A 14,015-nucleotide genomic window follows, 5' to 3' on the forward strand; every position below is an offset into this window, starting at 1 on the left:
CTCAGGCCGGTCAATCAGGCAGTTCAGATATGGATCAGACGGCTGCGCCCAAGGTCAGCTTCGTGTCGCTCGGGTGTCCCAAGGCATTGGTGGATTCCGAGCGCATCATCACGCGCCTGCGCGCGGAGGGCTATGAGCTCGCCCGCAAGCATGACGGGGCCGACATCGTCATCGTCAACACCTGCGGCTTTCTTGACAGCGCCAAGCAGGAATCGCTCTCGGCGATCGGCGAGGCCATGGCCGAGAACGGCAAGGTGATCGTGACAGGCTGCATGGGCGCGGAACCGGAAGCGATCGAGCAGGCCTATCCCGGCGTGCTCTCCATCACCGGCCCGCAGCAATATGAGAGCGTGCTCGACGCCGTGCATCGCGCGCTGCCGCCGGCGCACAATCCGCATGTCGATCTGGTGCCGCCGCAGGGGATCAAGCTGACGCCGCGCCACTACGCCTATTTGAAGATCTCCGAAGGCTGCAACAACCGCTGCACCTTCTGCATCATCCCGAAGCTGCGCGGCGATCTGGTCTCGCGCCCGGCCAGTGACGTGCTGCGCGAGGCCGAGCGCCTGGTCGGCGCCGGCGTCAAGGAACTGCTGGTGATCTCGCAGGACACCTCGGCCTATGGCGTCGATCTGAAATACGCCGAGAGCCCCTGGAAGGACCGCCAGGTTCGCGCCAAATTCCTCGACCTCGCGCGCGAGCTCGGCGAGCTCGGGGCCTGGGTCCGGCTGCAATATGTCTACCCCTACCCGCATGTCGACGAGGTCATTGCGCTGATGAACGAGGGCAAGGTGCTGCCCTATCTCGACATCCCGTTCCAGCATGCGAGCCCCGAAGTGCTAAAGGCGATGAAGCGCCCCGCCGCGCAGGACAAGACGCTGGCGCGGATCAAGCGCTGGCGCGAGGAATGTCCCGATCTCGCCCTGCGCTCGACCTTCATCGTCGGCTTCCCCGGCGAGACCGATGCCGACTTCGCCTATCTGCTCGACTGGCTCGATGAAGCGGAGATCGACCGGCTCGGCTGCTTCAAATACGAGCCGGTCGCGGGCGCGACGTCGAATGCGATCGAGAACCCGGTGCCGGAAGAGGTCAAGCAGGAGCGCTACAACGCGCTGATGGCGCGCCAGCAGAAGATCTCGGCACGCCGGCTGAAGCGCAAGGTCGGGACGCGACAGCAGATCATCATCGACGAAGTCGGCCCGACCGTCGCCAAGGGTCGCTCCAAGGCCGACGCGCCGGAGATCGACGGTGCAGTCTATCTCTCCAGCCGCCGCCCCTTGCGCGTCGGCGAGATCGTCACCGCGAAGATCGAGCGCGCGGACGCGTACGATCTGCACGGCAGCGTCGCGGGGTTTTGACGGCGCTCGCTACACCAATGCTGCCACAACGTCATGGCCGGGCTTGTCCCGGCCACGCGTTGACACTCGGCATGACGGCCTCTCGAGAATAGGCGCACGCAAGCGCAGCCGCTAGCGTCGCTGAAGCCACAGCTCAATCAAACCAGCCATTTCGTCCCCAGCGTTCCGGCCGCGGCACGCGGGCAAGACCCACGCGTCTCGGCATTCCACCGGCCCGCGTTCAGGCTGCGCGCGCCGTACTACGGGGTTGCGCGATACACGGCGCCGACGCCCCAGGTTCCAACGAGCAGATCACCATTCGCCATCCGGCCGAGCGCGACGGCGCTGCCATCGAGGCCGTTCACGACCACTCGCGACAGGCCGCCAAACGACACGCGGCGTACCACGCCAGCCCCGTTGTCGATCGCAAGGACTGCATCGGGGCCGTCTGCCACGATGCCTACGCCAGGCCGATCGAAGCTCTCGCCAAGTTCTTGGGTCTTGCCATCCGGAAGAACGCGCGTCAGCCGTCCGCCATATTGTGTGGCGACCAGACTGCCGTCCGCCATCTCCACCACGCCCACCGGCAAGGACAGCGAACGCGCGACGACCCTGCGGTCGCCGCTGACGGCATCGATGCTGAGAATCTCGCCTGAAGACCGGTTCGCGACGAGCAGCCTGCCATTTCGGCTGAGGGCGATACCGGCCGGCGTGGCAAGATCCTTGGCAACGCGCGTGCGGGTGCCGTCTGGTGCGACGCGCTCGATATAGTCGCCAGAGTAGGACGAGATGTAGACGCTGCCGTCCGCACCAATGGCAAGGCCCGCCGGTGACGAAATTGCAGTGGCGAACACGGATCGACCGCCATCCGGTGTCATCCGCTCGACAGTGTCGCCGCTCCAGTTGGACACATAGACCGTTCCGTCGGCGCCGACGGCAATGCCGGTCGGCGACTTGAAACCGTCCCATAATTTCTTCGGCGACGAGTGCTCGGCGCGGACCGGCGCCGGGGCAAGGCACGTGAGGGAAGCTGCAATGCCCAGGCTGCCGAGCAGAAAGAGAGTTTGGAGCAGGTTGGTCATGTCGCTTCTCCCGACGCCTGCTGTCCGTCATGCGCGGCGAACACCTCCTTGGCTGCGAACAGCCCGTTCAGCGCTGCCGGGAAGCCCGCATAGACGGCCATCTGCATCATGATCTCCACGATCTCGTCGCGAGACAGCCCGACGTTCAGCCCCGCCTCGATATGCACTTTGAGCTGAGGCGCGACATTTCCGAGCGCCGTCAGCGCGGCGATCGTCGCGATCTCTCGATCGCGCAGGCCGAGGTCCGGGCGGCAGTAAATGTCGCCGAACGGAAACTCGATCACGTATCGCGCGAAATCCGGAGCGATGTCGGCGAGTGAAGCGACGACCTTTTCGCCGGCACTGCCGTCAATGCGTGACAGGGCCCGCTGGCCGCGATCGAAGCGGCTTTCGGCTTGTGTTTGGGCGTGCGTCATTTTCCTTCGTCCTCTGTTCGCCGCCGGCATAGCCGGCGATCTTGGTATCAAGGACGAGCAGGCATTCCTGGAGTTCGGCAATCTGCGTGCGAACCTGTTCCCGGTGGATTTCCAGCATCTGCTGCCGGGCGGGCCCGGTGGCTTCGCCTTCATCACGAAGCGCCGCATAACGCAACATGTCCCGGATCGGCATTCCCGTGGTCTTGAGTCGACCGAGGAATGCGATCCATGTGAGGATCGATGCGTCAAAGTCACGCTGGCCGGAGCGATCCCGGTCAGCGTATGGCAGCAGCCCGATGCGCTCATAGTAACGCAGCGTGTGAGTCGACAAGCCGGTTCGTTTTGCGAGGTCGCCGATCTTCATGTGTGCCCGTTCTCGTACTGACGCACGTACAGATACCCCTTCGAGCGCGCTCTAAGTCAAGGGGGATCGAAGGTGCCGTTCCCGCGAGGTCAGGATGGAGCGACAGCAGAAGATTTGGGGCACGCCGGCTGGGCGGCAGGATCGCGGGATTCCGAGCTTCAGGCTTCCGCCAACCATTTCGGCACCCAGCGTTCCGGGCGCGGAGCGCGGGCGAGATCGGCTTGCGCTTCGGATAGCAACGCAGGTTCGCCATCGATGGTCGGGCGCACATCGTACTCGAAGTTCGGCATGACGCGGCCGTCGGCATAGAGGCCGAATTTCATTGAATACCACAACCCGAGCTCGGGCTGCGCGCGGCGCATCTCCTCGCGCAGATCGCGCAGCAGAGACTCGATCGAGGCGGCTTGCTCGAACGGCTGCGGCCCGCGCGACAGGACGCGCGCCTCGTACTGCTTGCCGACGATCGCGACCTCGAAATGCGTCCTGTCCCAGGGGTTCTTGCTCTTGGGCAGATGCGCGGCCAGGCGCCAGCCGAGCTCGGCCATCAAGCGGTGATTGGCCCAATAATCCTCGCGATCGCGGCTCCATTTTTCAACGAAGCCGCGGAAGTCGGGCAGATCCGGTGCACCATCGTCACAGGTCGTCCTGTCGCCAGCCGACTGCGCGGCGAGCCATTGCGCAAGTTCGACCGTCTGACACGCGACATCCTCATGCGGCCGCATATCGCTCCAGGCGCTGTCGAACTGCCGCGACGTCAGCCTGGCGAGCAAAGCATCAAGGCTTGGCGCCAGCAATTCGTAATCGCCCTCCGACCCCAGTCCCACGATCGGCGGATTGTCGCGGTCGAGACCGGCGCCATACCAGCCGCCGACGGCCGAGCCGTCCGACAATCGCATGAACAGCGAGAACCTGTCGCGCAACGGACTGCCGTCGACGATGGGCGCATGATCTGCGAACTGGCCTTGCAGAGCGAAGCAGCCGACGCTGCCCCAGGGACGTCCATCGAGCCAGCCGGCAAAGTCGACCAGCAGTTGCGGCGCGTCGACGCCCGGTGGAAATGCGCCGCGAATGCTGTCGAGGTCGATCGGATAAGGCGTGTCGGACAAGGCTGCAAACTGTCTGTTGGTCCCGCCCTCTTGGTCTGAGCCGCCGTGCGTCCGGTTCGAACCAAGTCGCGTATCTCAATCACAAACGCGCCAGCGATGCGATGGTTTCTGCGGGGGCGGACAATGAAATGGCGAGAGACCACCGGTATCTGGAGCGGGCGACGCGCGTCCCGGTGACCGCATCGGCCGTGCTGGCACGCTTCGTCGTCTCGACTGTTGCGGCGTTATGCGCGAGACTGCCTGCGGAACGCATTGTGACACTATAGTGCATTCACGCAGGGGTCACGGACTCGGCCTAACTCTGCCCGCGCCTTTCAACGCGAGCGAGGAACAAGGATGAGCCTCTCGGGTATGCTGCGCACGCAGCGCTTCGACGATTACCGCTTCTACCACCAGAGCACCGTCAACCAGACGCTGCACCTCTTCAGCGCGGTGATCTTCCTCTTCTGCTACGCGCTGCTGTTCGTAGACCCGGCCCTCGCCGGCATCGTCGGTTGGCTTGCGATGCTGACGCGGCAGACCGGGCATTTCTTCTTCGAGCCGAACGGGTATGACGCCGTCAACGACGTCAGCAACGAATACAAGGAAGCGGTCAAGGTCGGCTACAACCAGACCCGCAAGATCGTTTTGCTCTTCGTCTGGGGTAGCGCGCCGATCGCGCTGTACTTCTATCCGACGCTGTTCGGACTTTTCGATGCGCCGGCCGGGCGTCTCGACTTCATCCGGCACGTCGGCACGCTCTGGCTCACGATCGGCATCGGCGGCGGACTTGCCCGCATGCTCCAGCTCTTCGTCACGCGCGACCTCACGACCGGCCTGGTATGGGCGTTCAAGGTGCTGACCGACCCGTTCCACAACATTGCGCTGTACTGGAATTCGCCGCTCAAGCTGATGCGCGGCGAACTGATCGACACCGCGATTGCGGACGCGGATTGGGGCGACGAAGACGCCGAGGAAGCCGCTCACCTGACCTGACCGATGCACGCCGGGCGGGTGTTCGGCTAAACGTCCGCTTGACAAGCCCTGCCGTCGGCTGTAGGGACGCGCCCCATGATCAACTCTCGGACCCATCTGCGCACCGAAATGCTCCGTCGTCGCTCCCGCGACGATGAGAGGGTGCGCCATGTCCGACGACGCCGCTGAACCACTAGAATTCAGCCAGGTTTTCGAGAAAGGCCGCACCCGCAAGGTGCGGCCTTTCTGCTTTTTGCGCCCGTTTTCCACCCGCCTCCAGAGGAGTTCGACATGACCACGCATCCGTATGACGCGCTGATGGACATCACCGCACGGCCCAAGGCCGTGTTCGTCCGCGGCGCCGGCTCCTACCTCTGGGACGACAGCCGCAAGCGCTATCTCGATTTCGTGCAGGGCTGGGCCGTGAACTGCCTCGGCCACTCCCCGCCCGCGGTCGCTGACGCGCTTGGCGCGCAAGCCAGGCGGCTGCTGACGCCGAGCCCGGCTTTCTACAACGAACCGAGCCTCAAGCTGGCGCAGGCACTCGTCGACAACAGTGCTTTCGATCAGGTGTTCTTCGCCAACTCCGGCGCTGAGGCCAATGAAGGCGCGATCAAGCTCGCGCGCAAATTTGGCAGCATGCACAAAGGCGGCGCGTTCGAGATCATCAGCTTCGAAGGCGGTTTCCACGGCCGGACGCTCGCGACGATGTCGGCCTCGGGCAAGAAGGCATTCGAGCCGCTGTTCGAGCCGAAGGTCGCAGGCTTCAAGAAGGCAAAGCTCAACGACATCGCCTCGGTCGAAAAGCTGATCAACGACAACACCGTCGCCGTCATGCTCGAGCCGATCCAGGGTGAATCCGGCGTGTGGCCAGCGACCGACCAGTTCCTGCAGCAATTGCGCGCGCTCACCGAGGCGCACGGCCTGCTGCTCATTTTCGACGAGATCCAGACCGGCATGGGTCGGACCGGCAAGCTCTTCCACTATGAGCACACCGGCATCGCGCCCGACATCATGACGCTCGGCAAGGGCATCGGCGGCGGCGTGCCCCTCGCCGCGCTGCTGGCGACCGAACGCGCCTCCTGCTTCGAGCACGGCGACCAGGGCGGCACGTTCAACGGCAACCCGATAATGTGCGCGGCGGGGCTTGCGGTGCTCGAGGAGGTCGGCAAGCCGGACTTCCTGAAGGCGGTCAGCGAGACAGGCCTCTTGCTCGAAAGCGAGTTGCAGAAAGTCTCGGCCCGGCACGGGCTCGGCGGCGTACGCGGACGTGGGCTGTTGCTCGCGCTCGATCTCAAGCTGCCGATCGCGCCGGGAATCGTCGCACAGGCGTTCGAAGCCGGCGTGCTCCTCAACGCGCCGCAGGTCGACACGCTGCGCTTCATGCCGGCACTGAACGTCACGAAGGGAGAGATCGCCGAGATGATCGATTGTCTCGACGGGATTCTGACCAAGGCCGGCGCGGCCCGGCGGGTGGCGTAGATCGAATGTGCAAGGTTCCGTAGCTCAGGGATAGAGCACCGCGTTGCGGGCGCGGAGGTCCGAGGTTCGAGTCCTCGCGGGACCACGATCACGACTGAGTCAAACCGACGCGCCGTCGCACCTGGCGCACAACGGCTCGAGCGCTGCGTCCCGTCACATGACGCGACGATGATGGGGCATGTCGCGGAAAAGGCGAAACCTGTCCCTCAGTATCCGCTCGCATTCGCAGGCCTCCCCGCGCAGGGCATCGATATCCCGGATGCGAATGGCGCCGCGCCTCCCCTCGATGATGCCTTTCGCCTCGAAATCGGAAAGGGCCTTCGACACGCTCGGGCGCCTCACGCCGAGCGCGGCCGCCATGACCCCGTGTGTCACGGGAACGCGGTCGCCCCCAATGCGATCCTGGGCGAGCAACATCCAACGCGCAACGCGCTCGGGGATGTCGTGCCTCGCATTGCACAAGGCAATCTGCGCGTTCAGCGCAATCAACAGCTGGACATATCCCAGCATGTGTTCGCGCGTCTCGGGGCTTTGATGCAGGACATCGCGGAACGCTCCGGCTTCGATGCGTAGCGCACTGCCGGGAACGCGGACAATGCTCCTCTGGACCGTCTGCGCCGCACCAAGCACCAGCGATACGCCGACAAAGCCATACTTCCCGACGACAGCTACTTCGACCAGACCGTCCTTCACCGTTCGTACCATACGCGAGACCACGCCGGACTCGATGAAGTATGCAGCGTCCGGATGACGCAAAGCATCCTGGAGAATCTCGTTCCGCTTCAGCGAGACGACCTTGAGATGCGGTCGAAGCAATTCGAATTGCGGCTCGGGCAAGGTCGCGAGGATCGCATTCTGCACCATGCAAGGCGTCGTGTGCGCCCCGCCGACAAGTTTCGCTGAAACGGGATCGAACATGCTGTACACGGGCCCCGGTATCGCAATCGGCAGATGGTCGTCTCCGAGACGAAGCGACCATCGACTTCGCCGCAAACTAGCCGTCGATCGCCGGGCTGCATTGTGACATAGTAGCGCAGGCGCGACACACGGAACTGCACCGGGATCGAGAGCCCGCATCAACCGCTAACCCGCTTCACTCTCGCGGCTGCGACCAGTGTGCCCGCGCACGCCTCGCGCCGGCATCGCGCTCTCGCCGGATGGCGTCAAAGCAAGAATTCGTTCTCGCGTGCGACTTCGCGCGGAATCGACCAGCATGGTGCCGGCCCAGCGATAGACATTGTTCTCCTTGACCTGCTGCCGCATCAGCTTCATCCGTTCGGCTTGCTCGTCCAGCGGCATGCTCATCGCACGCTTGATGGCGGCCGCGAGTTCCTCCGTGTCATAAGGGTTCACGATCAGTGCTTCCGACATCTCCCGCGAAGCCCCCGTAAAGCTGGAGAGAACGAGGACGCCGGCGTTGTCGTCACGGGAGCTGACGAATTCCTTGGCGACCAGATTCATGCCGTCGTGCAGGCTGCTGACGACACAGACATCAGCGGCGCGAAACAGCTTGAATACGTCGGACGATTCATAATGCCGCACGACCAGACGAATGGGAGCCTGCCGGTCCAGATGCCGAGCATTGATCGCATCGGCAAGGCTCTCAGCCTCAGCCTGTAGCCTGGAATACGTGTCGAGCTTACTCCGCGTCGGGGCCGCAACTTGAACGAAAGCGAGCCGCCCTTCCCAGGAAGGATCACGCGTCAAAAGCGCGTCGATCGCCCTCATGCGATCGGGAATGCCCTTGGTGTAGTCGAGGCGTTCGACGCCGACAATCAGCTTTGTTCCCTCGGCCAGATCGAACTCTCTAAAGACTTCCGCCCGACACGTCTCTCGCGCCGGCACACTCGCAAGCGCGCTGGGAGGCCACTCGATCGAGATCGGATAAGCGCGAATCCTGGTTTCGTGCCCGCCAAGGCTGACTGCCTGCACCTCGCGGTCGATCCGGCTCTCTACAAAGCGATCGACGCACTCAATGAAATTGTTGCAGTGGAACTGGGTGTGAAATCCCAGAATCGTGCTCCCCAACATTCCCTCGATGATCTCCCGCCGCCACGGGCAGATGCTGAACGTCTCGGCGTTCGGCCAGGGGATGTGCCAGAAGGAGATGATCGTCGCCTTCGGCAGACGCTGACGGATCATCTTGGGGACCAGGGCGAAATGATAGTCCTGGACGAGGACGACGGGATCTTCGGTCCGCGCCTCGGCGACGACGGCATCTGCGAAGCGTTGGTTGATCTCTCGATACATATGCCAGTCGCCGCCCCGAAAGGCCGGTCGCACGAAGACGATGTGACAGAGCGGCCACAACCCTTCATTGGCGAAGCCATAGTAATAGCCGTCCTGCTCGGCTTCGGATATCCACACACGCCGCAGAGCGTAGCTCGGTGCACCTTCCGGAACCCTGATCCTGTCGTTTGCGTCCACAGTTTCCCGGTCCGCGCTGCCACTGCCGTGCGCGACCCATGTGCCGCCGCAGGCGCGCATGATGGGCTCCAGCGCGGAGACCAGCCCACTTGCCGGACGCTGGACGACAATTCCGTGATCCGTCCGGTTATGAATGTAGGGCTCGCGATTCGAGAGGACCAGAACCTCGGCGCCCGGCAACACGCCTTGGAGTAGTTCCTGCACTGCTTTCGGGGTCCAGTCGATCTGATGCGCTACGCTGAAATCTTCGGTCCGCCGCAGCAGCTTGTGAATCTCGCGATCAAGGGCCGACCCGGTTGCCGGAGGATGCTTCCCCGCCGTCCCTAGACGAACTTCGTCGACCGCGCGCCTGAGTGAACTCATCCAGCTCCTGAGCATGAACACGGCAAAGATGATCGAGCCGACGGTCAAAACCAGCACGACACCGGCCAGGGAGGCCAGCAAATAGGCCACGACCTGGCTCGATCGCGCGCTGGCAAAGCTCAAATCGGTCAGGATCACGAGGTAGGATCGGCCCTTAGAACCGTTGACGGGAAACGCCGCGACGAGAATTCGGCGCCCGCCGACAGCGATGTCCGCAAAGCTCTCGTTTTCCGATCTCGCGATCTTGTCGCAGCCGAAACTCGGCGGCATTTCGGGCGTCGGCGCGACCAGCGCGCCCGAGTGGCTGCAAAAGCCGACCGCGAGAATCTTCTTGTCCTGCGCAACGCGCCCAAACAGATCGCTCAAGCGGTCCCAGGACTGATCCTCGACGTCTCGGTCGAGGAAGGGCTGAATCGCATTGAAGACAAGCCGCGACCGCGCCTCCACATCGCTGCGCGACCATTGCTGAACGATTCCGCCCGTGAACGGAGAAATACCGAACGCCACGATCAGGGCGACGGCAACGCCGAACACGCCGAAGCGGAGGAAATCCCTGAACCGGATCGGCATGACTTCAACGCGACCGGTTTTTGACCGTGATTGCGGCAATGATCAGCGCAAACACTGCAAGCCTCAGCAGATAGAATACCGGCTCAACCTCATTGGAAACGTGAGTGAGCCCTAGCGCAGTACGCGAGACGGTGTCGATTGTGAACGCGAAGGCGAACAGCAGGAAGAACACGTCGGAGGTCCGGCGCCAGAATCTCACAAAAAGGAGTGTCGTCGCGAATGAACCCATCGCCACGGCGCCGGCGGGAACCGTAGACAGATTGTTCGTCATCATTCCGTATCCCAGATCAATCCGTAGAGGAGCATCGTCATGGCGATCAGCGCAACGAGCAGGCGCGGAGACGACAAGTCCACATCGGGCAATACCATCTTGTCGAGCACGAGGACGCTGTTGTTCGCCGCGAGCCCGACAAAACACAGGCCGCTCCAAAGCAGCAGCCGATATCTGTTCTGGCGGTACGCGCCGAGGGGCATCCCCGCGCAGAGCGCCGATGTCGCCGCATACAGTCCATAGATGAAGGATGACACGGTCACGCCCCCTTCCGGAATTTGAACGCGTCGGCGAATGAGCCGATCCTGCGAGGTTTCGAGTGAACGAGGTTCGTGACTGCAATAAGATGGTGCGAGTACACCTCCACCAGTTGCTCGATCAACATCCGGTTGTGATCGGGGACGCCTTCAAGGCGGTAGATATCATCGGCGCAGGACAACAACTCGGAGGTGCAAAGGCGGCTCAAGGCCTCTGCTGCCTCCGACTTGCTGATGTACAGCCGCTCCGCGAGCCGCGTGGCGCTCCACTGCGATCGAGGATCGGATCGAATGAGAAGAAGCGCCTCGATCTGTGCCACGGAATCGATCCGCTCCAAAATGAAGCCGCGCAACTCCTCGGAAACGTACTGATCTGCCATTGCGAGCGTGCGAGTATTGCGTTTCATGACCGAAGGCGTACGGCGCACGCCTATCGACGGGCGCGGGCGTAGGCCTAGTTCTTGACCAGGTCCGAGGGCCTTTCGGAGTTGCACGCAAGACAAACTGATCGCACTACAACGCGCCCCGCGACCGCACGCCGTTCGTGCAGATGCGGCGTCCGCGCTGCGCAGACCACGCATTGCGCCTCAGGATGCTTGAATTCGGATTTTGCAGTGTTTGACATCTTGCCCCCGCAACAGATCGTCGACTTCCACCCGCCACAACCGGGATCGAATCGTGGCAGCCCCGAGAACTTGATGTGCCGCAAAAGTGGACGCAATCGGGCATAGGACGCTAACGGTCCGATACCGTACCGACAAATCGCCAGATAGCCGGTGCGCGCGCCAGCGTCTCAGGGCTTCAGGATCGAAGCCCCCGTGGTCTTGCGGCTTTCGAGATCGATATGTGCCTTGGCGGCGTCCTTCAGCGCGTAAGCGTGGTTGATCGGCACGTGCAGCTTGCCGTTGATGACCGCGGCGAACAGCGTGTCGGCGCCCTCCAGCAACTCTTTGCGTGTGCCGACATAGTCGTTGAGCTTCGGCCTGGTCGCGAACAGCGAGCCGTGATTGTTGAGCTCGGCGATCGAGAACGGCGGCACGGGACCAGAGGCGTTGCCGAACGAGACGAACATGCCGCGCGGCTTCAGGCAGGACAGCGAGCCCGGGAAGGTCGCCTTGCCGACACCGTCATAGACGACGTCGCAGCCCTCGTTGCGGCTGATCTGCTTCACGCGGGCGACGAAATCCTCCTCGGTGTAGAGGATGACGTGATCGCAGCCATTGGCCTCCGCAAGCTCGGCCTTCTCGCGCGAGCCGACCGTGCCGATGACGTGCGCGCCGAGCGCCCTCGCCCATTGGCAGGCAAGCAAGCCGACGCCGCCGGCGGCGGCATGAATCAGCACGCGGTGATGCGGCTCGACCTTGAACGTCTTGTGCAGGAGGTACCAGACGGTCAGGCCCTTCAGCATCAGCACGGCACCCTGCTCGTAGGTGATGTGGTCGGGCAGCTTGACCAGCTTCTCCCAGGGGATGTTGCGCTCGCCGGTATAGGCACCGAGATTGTGGTAATAGGCGACGCGATCGCCGGAATGAAAATTCGTGACGCCAGGCCCGACCGCGACAACTTCGCCCGCAGCCTCGTTGCCCGCGATGAAGGGCAGCCCCGGCGCCTTGTAGAGGCCGGTGCGGTAATAGACGTCGATGAAGTTGAGGCCGACCGCATGCTGGCGGATGCGCACCTCGCCCGGCCCGGGCTCCGGCACGTCGACGCTCTCATAGACCAGGGCTTCGGGACCTCCGACCTTGTGCACGCGGATGGCTTTGGTCATCATTTGACCTCCTCTTCTCGCGACTGAGCGAAAGCCATCGCGCCAGCCTTGTCAACTCGGGGCCGGCCGCAACGATCAAGCAGACGACTTGCCGGCCTTCCTGCGGTTGCGCTTGGCCAGCACGTTGAAGAATTCCACCGCCGCCGAGAACGCAATCGCGAAATAGATGTAGCCGCGTGGAATATGAAACGCCAATCCGTCCGCGACCAGCGCGACGCCGATCAGCACCAGGAAGGCCAGCGCCAGCATCTTCGTGGTCGGATGCTCCGCAACGAATCGCGACACCGGGCCGGATGAAATGTACATGATCAGGCATGCGATCACGACGGCCGCGACCATGATCTCGATGTCCTGCGCCATGCCGATCGCGGTGATGATCGAGTCCAGCGAGAACACGATATCGATGACGATGATCTGGACGATCACCCAGAAGAAGGCGCTCCCGCCGGACTTGTGGTCGCCCTCGCCGTCATCGGCCTCGACCTCGGCGTGAATCTCGTGCGTCGCCTTGGCGATCAGGAACAGGCCGCCGCCGATCAGGATGAGGTCGCGCCAGGAGAAGTCGTAACTTGCAAACGAGAACACCGGCGCGGTCAGGCCGATCAGCCAGACCAGCACGCTGAGCAGGATGATGCGGAACACCAGCGCCAGCGCGAGCCCGATCTGGCGGGCGCGATACGCCTGCTGCTCCGGGATGCGCGAGACGATCACCGAAATGAAGATGACGTTGTCGATGCCGAGCACGATCTCAAGCGCCGTCAAGGTGAGCAGCGCGGCCCAGGCTTCCGGGCTGGTCAACAGGTGCATCACGCCAAGGATCTCGCCAGGCGGATCAAGGCGTCGCTGAAGCTGATCCAGAGCGCGATGGCGCAGAGCACGACGGTCACGCCGGTGCCGACGCGGAAATCCATCGCGAGCGTGTAGATGCCCAGCACCGCCCAGATCGCGATCAGCGACATCGTCAGCCAGCGCAGCCGCACGACGCGGACCGGATGCAGCACGTGGAACGGCACGAAGGTCAGCACCACGAGTGCGGTCACCAGCAGCGTCGACCAGAGCGGCGGCCAGTGCAGCAGGAACAGATAGAACGCCGCCGCATTCCACAGCGCCGGGAAGCCGCGGAAATGGTTGTCGTCGGCCTTCATGCGCAGATCGGCGAAATATAATGCGCTGGTCACGATGATGGCGACGCCGAGCAACGGAGCCGCGACCGGCAGCAACAGCCCGCTCGCCACGATCGCATAGGCCGGCACGAAGACATAGGTGACGAAGTCGACCACGAGATCGAGCACGTCACCCGACCAGTTCGGCTGCACGTTCTTGACGTCGAGCCGGCGCGCGATCGGCCCGTCGATCGCGTCAATGACCAGGGCCACACCCAGCCACTGAAACATCGCCGCCCAGTGCTCGCGCACGGCCTCCAGCATCGCCAACAGCGCGATCGCCGCGCCGAACGCGGTGAAGATGTGCACCGAGAAGGCGGCGGCGCGGATCGCCGGTCTCGGCTTCAGGGAATCCTGCTGGGTATCCATGGCTTCTGCTATCAGAATGCGGCCCGTTTGCACATCCGCCATTGCGGCGCTCAGTCGCACAATTCGTCATAAAATCAGGCAAAAATCGC

15 protein-coding genes and 1 tRNA gene are annotated in these 14,015 nt (G+C 63.3%); 4 read left to right on the top strand and 12 right to left on the bottom strand.

The features are described 5' to 3' along the window. The first annotated feature begins 29 nt into the window (after nucleotides 1-29). Nucleotides 30-1,355 (top strand): 30S ribosomal protein S12 methylthiotransferase RimO, encoded by a 1,326-nt coding sequence (gene rimO / locus ACSHT2_RS03615; RefSeq protein ID WP_440640418.1) that lies wholly within the window; start codon nucleotides 30-32, stop codon nucleotides 1,353-1,355. Between the two features lie 239 nt (nucleotides 1,356-1,594). On the opposite strand, the gene ACSHT2_RS03620 is transcribed toward rimO, so the two are convergent. The 4 genes from ACSHT2_RS03620 to ACSHT2_RS03635 all read right to left on the bottom strand — a co-directional run bounded on the left by ACSHT2_RS03620 (nucleotide 1,595) and on the right by ACSHT2_RS03635 (nucleotide 4,302). Then, the gene (locus ACSHT2_RS03620; protein WP_440640419.1) at nucleotides 1,595-2,416 is read right to left on the bottom strand and encodes a Vgb family protein; all 822 of its coding nucleotides are present in this window, start codon (nucleotides 2,414-2,416) and stop codon (nucleotides 1,595-1,597) included. Then, nucleotides 2,413-2,832 carry a carboxymuconolactone decarboxylase family protein gene (locus ACSHT2_RS03625; protein ID WP_440643034.1) on the bottom strand — a complete coding sequence of 140 codons (420 nt, stop codon included), beginning with the start codon at nucleotides 2,830-2,832 and terminating at the stop codon, nucleotides 2,413-2,415. Before ACSHT2_RS03625 ends, ACSHT2_RS03620 begins: the two co-directional genes overlap by 4 nt. Next, nucleotides 2,765-3,196 (bottom strand): MerR family transcriptional regulator, encoded by a 432-nt coding sequence (locus ACSHT2_RS03630; protein ID WP_028179753.1) that lies wholly within the window; start codon nucleotides 3,194-3,196, stop codon nucleotides 2,765-2,767. Before ACSHT2_RS03630 ends, ACSHT2_RS03625 begins: the two co-directional genes overlap by 68 nt. 158 nt (nucleotides 3,197-3,354) lie before the next feature. Continuing rightward, complete coding sequence (locus tag ACSHT2_RS03635) at nucleotides 3,355-4,302, bottom strand: hypothetical protein (protein ID WP_440640420.1); 948 nt, start codon at nucleotides 4,300-4,302, stop codon at nucleotides 3,355-3,357. A 336-nt stretch (nucleotides 4,303-4,638) separates the two neighbouring features. Here ACSHT2_RS03635 and ACSHT2_RS03640 point away from each other — a divergent pair, with 336 nt between their 5' ends. The 3 genes from ACSHT2_RS03640 (at nucleotide 4,639) to ACSHT2_RS03650 (ending at nucleotide 6,823) form a co-directional block, all read left to right on the top strand. Next, nucleotides 4,639-5,277 (top strand): hypothetical protein, encoded by a 639-nt coding sequence (locus ACSHT2_RS03640; protein ID WP_440640421.1) that lies wholly within the window; start codon nucleotides 4,639-4,641, stop codon nucleotides 5,275-5,277. Nucleotides 5,278-5,547: 270 nt separating this feature from the next. Beyond that, nucleotides 5,548-6,738, top strand: a complete 1,191-nt coding sequence (locus tag ACSHT2_RS03645; RefSeq protein WP_440640422.1) for an acetylornithine transaminase — start codon at nucleotides 5,548-5,550, stop codon at nucleotides 6,736-6,738. 13 nt (nucleotides 6,739-6,751) lie between these two features. Beyond that, nucleotides 6,752-6,823, top strand: a tRNA-Arg gene (locus ACSHT2_RS03650). A gap of 68 nt (nucleotides 6,824-6,891) precedes the next feature. Here ACSHT2_RS03650 and ACSHT2_RS03655 read toward each other — a convergent pair. The 8 genes from ACSHT2_RS03655 to pcsA form a co-directional block, all read right to left on the bottom strand. After that, nucleotides 6,892-7,431, bottom strand: coding sequence for a Crp/Fnr family transcriptional regulator (locus ACSHT2_RS03655; protein ID WP_440640423.1), 540 nt, complete (start codon nucleotides 7,429-7,431; stop codon nucleotides 6,892-6,894). Nucleotides 7,432-7,821: 390 nt separating this feature from the next. Continuing rightward, a complete protein-coding gene (locus ACSHT2_RS03660) occupies nucleotides 7,822-10,098 on the bottom strand; it encodes an alpha,alpha-trehalose-phosphate synthase (UDP-forming) (protein WP_440643035.1) in 2,277 nt (758 codons plus the stop codon). A gap of 4 nt (nucleotides 10,099-10,102) precedes the next feature. Then, on the bottom strand, nucleotides 10,103-10,372 hold the full coding sequence (locus ACSHT2_RS03665; protein ID WP_440640424.1) for a DUF5985 family protein: 270 nt from the start codon (nucleotides 10,370-10,372) through the stop codon (nucleotides 10,103-10,105). After that, entirely contained in the window at nucleotides 10,369-10,626 is a 258-nt protein-coding gene (locus ACSHT2_RS03670; protein ID WP_440640425.1) for a DUF5985 family protein, read from the bottom strand. Before ACSHT2_RS03670 ends, ACSHT2_RS03665 begins: the two co-directional genes overlap by 4 nt. 2 nt (nucleotides 10,627-10,628) lie before the next feature. Continuing rightward, the gene (locus ACSHT2_RS03675) at nucleotides 10,629-11,033 is read right to left on the bottom strand and encodes a hypothetical protein (RefSeq protein WP_440640426.1); all 405 of its coding nucleotides are present in this window, start codon (nucleotides 11,031-11,033) and stop codon (nucleotides 10,629-10,631) included. Nucleotides 11,034-11,419: 386 nt separating this feature from the next. Next, nucleotides 11,420-12,394, bottom strand: coding sequence for a quinone oxidoreductase family protein (locus ACSHT2_RS03680; RefSeq protein WP_440643036.1), 975 nt, complete (start codon nucleotides 12,392-12,394; stop codon nucleotides 11,420-11,422). A 75-nt stretch (nucleotides 12,395-12,469) separates the two neighbouring features. Continuing rightward, a complete protein-coding gene (locus ACSHT2_RS03685; protein ID WP_440640427.1) occupies nucleotides 12,470-13,204 on the bottom strand; it encodes a TerC family protein in 735 nt (244 codons plus the stop codon). Beyond that, nucleotides 13,201-13,968 carry a phosphatidylcholine synthase gene (gene pcsA / locus ACSHT2_RS03690; RefSeq protein WP_440640428.1) on the bottom strand — a complete coding sequence of 256 codons (768 nt, stop codon included), beginning with the start codon at nucleotides 13,966-13,968 and terminating at the stop codon, nucleotides 13,201-13,203. Before pcsA ends, ACSHT2_RS03685 begins: the two co-directional genes overlap by 4 nt. Nucleotides 13,969-14,015: the final 47 nt, after the last annotated feature.

Source organism: Bradyrhizobium sp. PUT101 (assembly GCF_052043945.1).
GTDB lineage: Bacteria > Pseudomonadota > Alphaproteobacteria > Rhizobiales > Xanthobacteraceae > Bradyrhizobium.

Coding starts and splice junctions, on each gene's coding strand:
- pcsA (WP_440640428.1), bottom strand. CDS start 13,968: ATGGCGGATGTGCAAACGGGCCGCATTCTGATAGCAGAAGCCATGGAT.
- ACSHT2_RS03620 (WP_440640419.1), bottom strand. CDS start 2,416: ATGACCAACCTGCTCCAAACTCTCTTTCTGCTCGGCAGCCTGGGCATT.
- ACSHT2_RS03665 (WP_440640424.1), bottom strand. CDS start 10,372: ATGATGACGAACAATCTGTCTACGGTTCCCGCCGGCGCCGTGGCGATG.
- rimO (WP_440640418.1), top strand. CDS start 30: ATGGATCAGACGGCTGCGCCCAAGGTCAGCTTCGTGTCGCTCGGGTGT.
- ACSHT2_RS03630 (WP_028179753.1), bottom strand. CDS start 3,196: ATGAAGATCGGCGACCTCGCAAAACGAACCGGCTTGTCGACTCACACG.
- ACSHT2_RS03640 (WP_440640421.1), top strand. CDS start 4,639: ATGAGCCTCTCGGGTATGCTGCGCACGCAGCGCTTCGACGATTACCGC.
- ACSHT2_RS03625 (WP_440643034.1), bottom strand. CDS start 2,832: ATGACGCACGCCCAAACACAAGCCGAAAGCCGCTTCGATCGCGGCCAG.
- ACSHT2_RS03680 (WP_440643036.1), bottom strand. CDS start 12,394: ATGACCAAAGCCATCCGCGTGCACAAGGTCGGAGGTCCCGAAGCCCTG.
- ACSHT2_RS03645 (WP_440640422.1), top strand. CDS start 5,548: ATGACCACGCATCCGTATGACGCGCTGATGGACATCACCGCACGGCCC.
- ACSHT2_RS03660 (WP_440643035.1), bottom strand. CDS start 10,098: ATGCCGATCCGGTTCAGGGATTTCCTCCGCTTCGGCGTGTTCGGCGTT.
- ACSHT2_RS03675 (WP_440640426.1), bottom strand. CDS start 11,033: ATGAAACGCAATACTCGCACGCTCGCAATGGCAGATCAGTACGTTTCC.